The 6064-nt window shown below is 64.5% G+C and carries 6 protein-coding genes; 4 read left to right on the top strand and 2 right to left on the bottom strand.

The features are described 5' to 3' along the window. Positions 1 to 220 precede the first annotated feature (220 nt). Complete coding sequence (locus tag AC0L17_RS27380; protein ID WP_473518092.1) at positions 221 to 967, bottom strand: L,D-transpeptidase; 747 nt, start codon at positions 965 to 967, stop codon at positions 221 to 223. A 213-nt stretch (positions 968 to 1180) separates the two neighbouring features. Between AC0L17_RS27380 and AC0L17_RS27375 the strand changes: the two genes are divergently transcribed. Next, entirely contained in the window at positions 1181 to 1816 is a 636-nt protein-coding gene (locus tag AC0L17_RS27375) for a DNA-3-methyladenine glycosylase I (protein ID WP_473518091.1), read from the top strand. Between the two features lie 174 nt (positions 1817 to 1990). Here the strand turns inward: AC0L17_RS27375 and AC0L17_RS27370 are convergent, their stop codons facing one another. Then, entirely contained in the window at positions 1991 to 2242 is a 252-nt protein-coding gene (locus AC0L17_RS27370; protein ID WP_473513815.1) for a hypothetical protein, read from the bottom strand. Positions 2243 to 2446: 204 nt separating this feature from the next. On the opposite strand from AC0L17_RS27370, the gene hisS reads away from it, so the two are divergent. The 3 genes from hisS (at position 2447) to hisG (ending at position 5967) form a co-directional block, all read left to right on the top strand. Further along, positions 2447 to 3976 (top strand): histidine--tRNA ligase, encoded by a 1530-nt coding sequence (gene hisS / locus AC0L17_RS27365; RefSeq protein ID WP_473518090.1) that lies wholly within the window; start codon positions 2447 to 2449, stop codon positions 3974 to 3976. A 171-nt stretch (positions 3977 to 4147) separates the two neighbouring features. Then, positions 4148 to 5269, top strand: a complete 1122-nt coding sequence (locus tag AC0L17_RS27360) for an ATP phosphoribosyltransferase regulatory subunit (RefSeq protein ID WP_473518089.1) — start codon at positions 4148 to 4150, stop codon at positions 5267 to 5269. After that, positions 5266 to 5967: an ATP phosphoribosyltransferase gene (gene hisG / locus AC0L17_RS27355; RefSeq protein WP_473518088.1), complete on the top strand. Its 702-nt coding sequence runs from the start codon at positions 5266 to 5268 to the stop codon at positions 5965 to 5967. The genes AC0L17_RS27360 and hisG overlap by 4 nt, the downstream gene beginning before the upstream one ends. The last annotated feature ends 97 nt before the right edge of the window (positions 5968 to 6064 follow it).

The raw sequence follows: 6064 nt of genomic DNA, 5'->3' as shown, positions 1-6064 counted from the left end.
AAAAATACCGCTGAGACTGGCCCCGATACCGCCACCCCCCCGGCGGGGGGCGCTACCAACCCCCCCCAAAAACTAACCTCTGGCCCCCACAAAACCCACCGGGCCGCGCGGCTGGCCGCGCCCCCCTTTCGTGACTGACCGTATCCCCACACGGCCCGTCCCCCGTATTCCGATGATCCCGAGACTTCTGGACAGACTCGGCGACAAAATCAACCGCAGATTACATCACCACAACCGTCGTGCCAACATCGACCCGCTCATAGAGGTCGACGACGTCCTCGTTGCGCATGCGAATGCAGCCCGACGATACGGCGCCGCCGATTGTCCAGGGCTGGTTGGTGCCATGGATGCGGTAGAGCGTCGAGCCGAGATAGAGCGCGCGCGCGCCGAGCGGGTTCTCGACGCCACCGGCGACATAGGTCGGCAGATAACGGCCTTTGGCGGCCTCACGCGAAATCATCACCGCCGGCGGCCGCCATTCGGGCCAGACCTTCTTCTGCGAGATCTTGTGCTTGCCGGCCCATTCGAAGCCCGGCTTGCCGGTGCCGACGCCATAGCGCCGCGCCTTACCGTTGTTCTCGACCAGATAGAGGAAATTCTCCCGCGTATCGATGACGATCGTGCCCGGCGTCTCCGGGCCGTCATAGGCGACTTCCTGCGGCAGGTAGATCGGGTTGATCTGCGGGCGCGCGATAATGCGCTTCTTGGACGGCGCCTGCATCGCCGCCGTGTGCAGCTGAGCCGGTTGCGCCTGCCGTTGAGAACGGCGCTGCGGCTTTTGCATCTCTTGCCGGTTCTGGCGGACGATGCCCGGCGCGCGCCCAAGCTGCAGCACCCAGGGCGCGGAAAGGTCGGGGCTCACCATCACCGGCGGCCTGTCGGCATAGCGGTCATTGGCGCTGGAGGATGTAGCGGCAGTGGCCAACACGGCAGCGGCGCCGAGCAGCGGGAACAAAAATGTCTTCATTGGAACGCACCCTGATCGTCGAACACGCCGGGGCGCACAAGCGTCCCCGATGTCGCGAACATTGGGCGCGGAGCAGCAACCGAAACATGAATCGGAATGCGTAAAATGCTGCATTGTCAGTAAAGCTTTCGGTGTGGTTACCGGCCGGTTCAGGAATCTGGTAAAGCCGCGGTAAAGGCAGCGCTGAGGCGCATTAACCAATGGAATTGTGCCATGGATGAGAAGACAGGCCTGCTCGCTGGACCCGATGGTATCGCGCGCTGCTTCTGGCACGGCAATCTGCCGGACTATTTGCACTACCACGATCACGAATGGGGCCGGCCGGTCGACGACGACCGCAGGCTGTTCGAAAAGATCTGCCTCGAAGGCTTTCAGTCGGGCCTGTCCTGGCTGACCATATTGCGCAAGCGCGAGAATTTTCGCGAGGCGTTCGCCGGCTTCGATATCGACAGGATCGCCGCCTTCACCGAACAGAATGTCGAGCGCCTGCTCGGCAATGCCGGCATCATTCGCCACCGCGGCAAGATCGTCTCGACCATCAACAACGCTAGGCGCGCGCGTGAATTGGCCGACGAGGCCGGCTCGCTGGCGGCCTGGTTCTGGAAGTTCGAACCCGGCCCGGACGAACGGCCCGAAATCGTCGATCTCGCCCATCTGCGCGCCAATCCGACCACGGTAGTCTCGGTGCGGATTTCGAAGGAGCTGAAGAAACGCGGCTGGAGCTTTGTCGGCCCGACCACCGTCTACGCCTTCATGCAGGCCATGGGGCTGGTCAACGACCATCTCGAAGGCTGTGTCTGCCGCGAGCAGGTCGAGGCGGAGCGGAAGGCGTTCAAAAGGCCGAAGTAGCGTCGTTCTTGCCTTCTCCCCCTGTGGGAGAAGGTGGATCGGCGCGTAGCGCCGAGACGGAAGAGGGGTGCTGGACGGAGTGCGTCGGTGCCAAGCTGGAGCACCCCTCAACCGACCTCGCTTCGCGAGGCCACCTTCTCCACAAAGGGAGAAGGCAAGGGGGCGCTCAACAACTCAAGCGCCGGCGCCCGCCAGAAAGAGCCCGGCAACGATAGCCGCTATCGTGGCAAACGCCGGATAGATCACGAGCAGGCTGGTCAGCAGCGCATCGCGCATGGTCGGCCCCGTACGCTTGTCTGCGGCAACCTCGAACGGTCCCGCCATTTGGGCTGCAGGTCCCGGTGCATGATGATCGGCCGGCCTCAGCTGGGCGGGCAGCTCGCGGGTGCGGCTGTTGATGATGTCGAATTTCCGCGCCAAGGTCATGGCCCGAACCCCTTGTTTCGGCGCGCTTTATCGGCTGCGATTATGTCGGCACGATGCCGCGCTTATGGCGGAATTGTTTCAGCTCCCTGCCTTCTCCCGCACGGGGAGAAGGCAGGGAGCAAACCCTTGCCGCGCCAAGTCCCATCGGCTAGGACACGCCCACTCGAAACAAGTCAGCGTTTACCTAGCGAAAAGACCCAAGCCATGGCCGACAAATCGGAAAAGATGAAAGCGCGGCTGCCGCGCGGGCTTGTCGATCGCGGCGCCGAGGATATCCGTGCCGTCGAGAAGATGATGGCGACGATCCGCTCGGTCTATGAGCTGTACGGCTTCGAGCCGGTCGACCAGCCGTTGATCGAATACACCGACGCGCTGGGCAAATTCCTGCCCGATCAGGATCGGCCGAACGAGGGCGTGTTCTCCTTCCAGGACGATGACGACCAGTGGCTGTCGCTGCGCTACGATTTGACCGCGCCGATGGCCCGTTTTGTCGCTGAAAACTTTGAGCGCCTGCCAAAACCCTATCGCAGCTACCGCTCCGGCTGGGTGTTCCGCAACGAGAAGCCCGGCCCCGGCCGCTTCCGCCAATTCATGCAGTTCGACGCCGACACGGTGGGAACGCCGGGCGTCGCGGCGGACGCCGAGATGGCGATGATGATGGCCGACGTGATGGAGGCGCTCGGAATCAAGCGCGGCGACTACGTCATCCGGGTCAACAACCGCAAGGTGCTGGATGGCGTGTTGGAGGCGATCGGCCTTGGCGGAAACGAGAAAGCCGGCCGCCGACTGCAGGTGCTGAGGGCTATCGACAAGCTGGATAAGTTTGGACCGGAAGGCGTCAAGCTTTTGCTGGGCAAAGGTCGCTGGGACGGCGGTAAAGAGGGCGAGGGGGATTTTACAAAGGGGGCTGGGCTAGACGAAGTTCAAGCAGCGTTCATTGTCGCCGTCGTTCTTCACAACCAACACGTCGAGGCTGGGCTCAAAAACGATGTAGGAAAATGGAACAGGGTACTTGAGGCCAACCCCACCGCCGAAGCGGGATTTGCTGAACTCAAAGAGATTGAAGCGCTTGTCCAGGCTGCCGGCTATGGTCCGGACCGCATTCGCATAGACCCCGCCGTCGTCCGCGGCCTCGAATATTACACCGGCCCGGTCTATGAAGCCGAACTGCTGGCCGAAATTCCCAACGAAGAGGGAAAAATCGTCCGCTTCGGCTCGGTCGGCGGTGGCGGGCGCTATGATGGCCTCGTCTCGCGCTTTCGCGGCGAGCCGGTGCCGGCGACCGGCTTTTCCATCGGCGTCTCCAGGCTGATGACGGCGCTGAAGAACCTCGGCAAGCTCGATACATCGGACGTGATCGCGCCGGTCGTCGTGCTCACCATGGACAAGGACACGGACAGTCTCGGCCGCTACCAGAAAATGGTGGCCGAGCTGCGCGCCGCCGGCATCCGCTCGGAAATGTATCTCGGCGGCGCCGGCATGAAGGCGCAGCTCAAATATGCCGACCGCCGCGGCAGCCCGGTCGCCATCATCCAGGGCGGCGACGAGCGCGCGAAGGGCGAGGTGCAGATCAAGGATTTGATCGAGGGCGCCCGGATGTCGGCGGAGATTGTGGACAACGCCGAATGGCGCTCCGCGCGCCCGGCGCAGGTGACCGTGGCGGAAAGCGATCTGGTTGGCGAGGTGAAGAAGATACTTGCGGCGCAGGCGGAGGAGCGGGCGCGTGGCAAGTAGAGCGCCGCTCCCTTCTCCCCGTGTGGGAGAAGGTGGCCGAGCGAAGCTCGGTCGGATGAGGGGTGTTCCGGGGAGCGCCGTCGCCTCATTTCTTCCAGCACCCCTCTTCCGTCTCGGCGCCGCGCGCCAATCCACCTTCTCCCACAAGGGGAGAAGGCAAGGTGGTGCTGTATGATCCCCCGCTACCCCGCCATCGCGTCAGACATCACAAAACTCTTCGCCGCGCGCAACACGCATGCGGTCGAGGTGGCGGTGCTGCAGCCGGCCGACCCGTTCCTGGACATGGCCGGCGAGGATTTGCGCCGGCGTATTTTCCTCACCGAAAGCGAGACCGGACAGACGCTTTGCCTGCGGCCGGAGTTCACCATCCCGGTCTGCCTCGACCACATTGCCAGCCAAGCCGGAACGCCGCGCCGCTATTCCTATCTCGGCGAGGTGTTTCGCCAGCGCCGCGAGGGCGGAAACGAGTTTTTCCAGGCCGGCATCGAGGATCTCGGCGACGGCGACATCGCACAGGCCGATGCCCGATCGCTGGCCGATGCGCATGCGCTGCTTTCGCTGGTGCTGCCGGGCCAGGAACTAACGATCACGCTCGGCGACCAGACTGTTTTCGAGGCGGTGCTCGCCGCACTCGGCCTGCCGCGCGGCTGGCGCATGCGGCTGGCCCGCGCCTTCGGTTCGGCGGCGATGCTGGAGGCAGCGCTGGCAGACCTCGCCAACCCGCCGCGCAACGGCCAGCTCGCCGGCGCGGTCGCAGCCCTTGTCCTCGACGGCAATCTGGAAGCGCTTTCCTCGCACATCGCCGGCGGCATGGAGCAGGCGGGTCTGTCGGCGTCGGCCGGACGGTCGCCGACCGAGATTGCGCGGCGCTTGATCGAAAAGGCCGAGCTGCGCAGCGTCAGGCTGTCGAACGAGGCATTTTCGGCGCTTAAGGATTTTCTGGCAGTCGATGTGGCGCTCGACGGCGCGGCAAAAGCGCTCGAAACCTTTGCGACCGGGGCCGGCGTTTCGCTGGGCGCGGCACTGGAAGATTTTTCAGCTCGCGCCAAGGCGATCGAAGCGCTTGGCCTGTCCACGGCAAAAATTCGCTACGACGCCGCCTTTGGCCGTCCGCTCGATTACTACACGGGCCTGGTCTTCGAGATCGCGGCGGAAAACGGTGACCGGCCGCTGGCCGGCGGCGGCCGTTACGACCGCTTGCTGACGTTGCTCGGCGCGAAAACGCCGATCCCCGGCGTCGGCTTTTCCGTCTGGCTCGACCGCATCGAAACGTTGCGGGAGAAGGCGCAATGATCACCCTGGCGATTCCATCGAAGGGCCGGCTCAAGCAGCAGGCGCTGGAGGTGCTGGCCAAGGCCGGGCTTGCCGTCAGCCTGCCCGGCGACGAGCGCAAATACCGCGCCCGCATCGAAGGCGTGGAAGCGGTCGAGGTGGCGTTCCTGTCGGCGTCAGAAATCGCAGGCGAAATCGGCCAGGGCTCGGTCGACCTCGGCATCACCGGCGAGGATCTGTTGCGCGAAAGCTTCGCCGACTGGGAGGCGCGCGCGGAGATCGTCGCCCGCCTCGGTTTCGGCAATGCCGATGTCGTGGTGGCGGTGCCCGAGATCTGGCTCGACGTCGCTACGATGGCCGACCTCGACGATGTCGCCGCCGATTTCCGCCAGCGCCACGGCAGGCGGCTCAGGATAGCCACAAAATACTGGCGGCTGACGCAGCAGTTCTTTTCGCAAAAACACGGCATCCAGGTCTATCGCATCGTCGAGAGCCTCGGCGCCACCGAAGGCGCGCCGGCGGCAGGATTGGCCGATGTCGTCGTCGACATCACCACGTCAGGCTCGACGCTGCGCGCCAATCACCTGAAGGTTTTGGCGGACGGCGTCATCCTGCGCTCGCAGGCCTGCCTCGTCGCGTCGCGGAAGCCGCGTGCGGCGACCGACGAGGCTGTCATGCGCGACATCGCGGCGAAGATGAGCGCCTTCCCTCCCCCTTGAGGGGAGGGTGCCGAGCGAAGCGAGGCCGGTGGGGTCGTAAAGCGTAGAGCACAGGCGCACCCCACCCCCCCCGACCAACCCCCGACGCGGGGGGTCC

This window comes from Mesorhizobium sp. WSM4829 (genome assembly GCF_055811475.1).
This window is presented reverse-complemented; position numbering and strand designations above follow the sequence as displayed.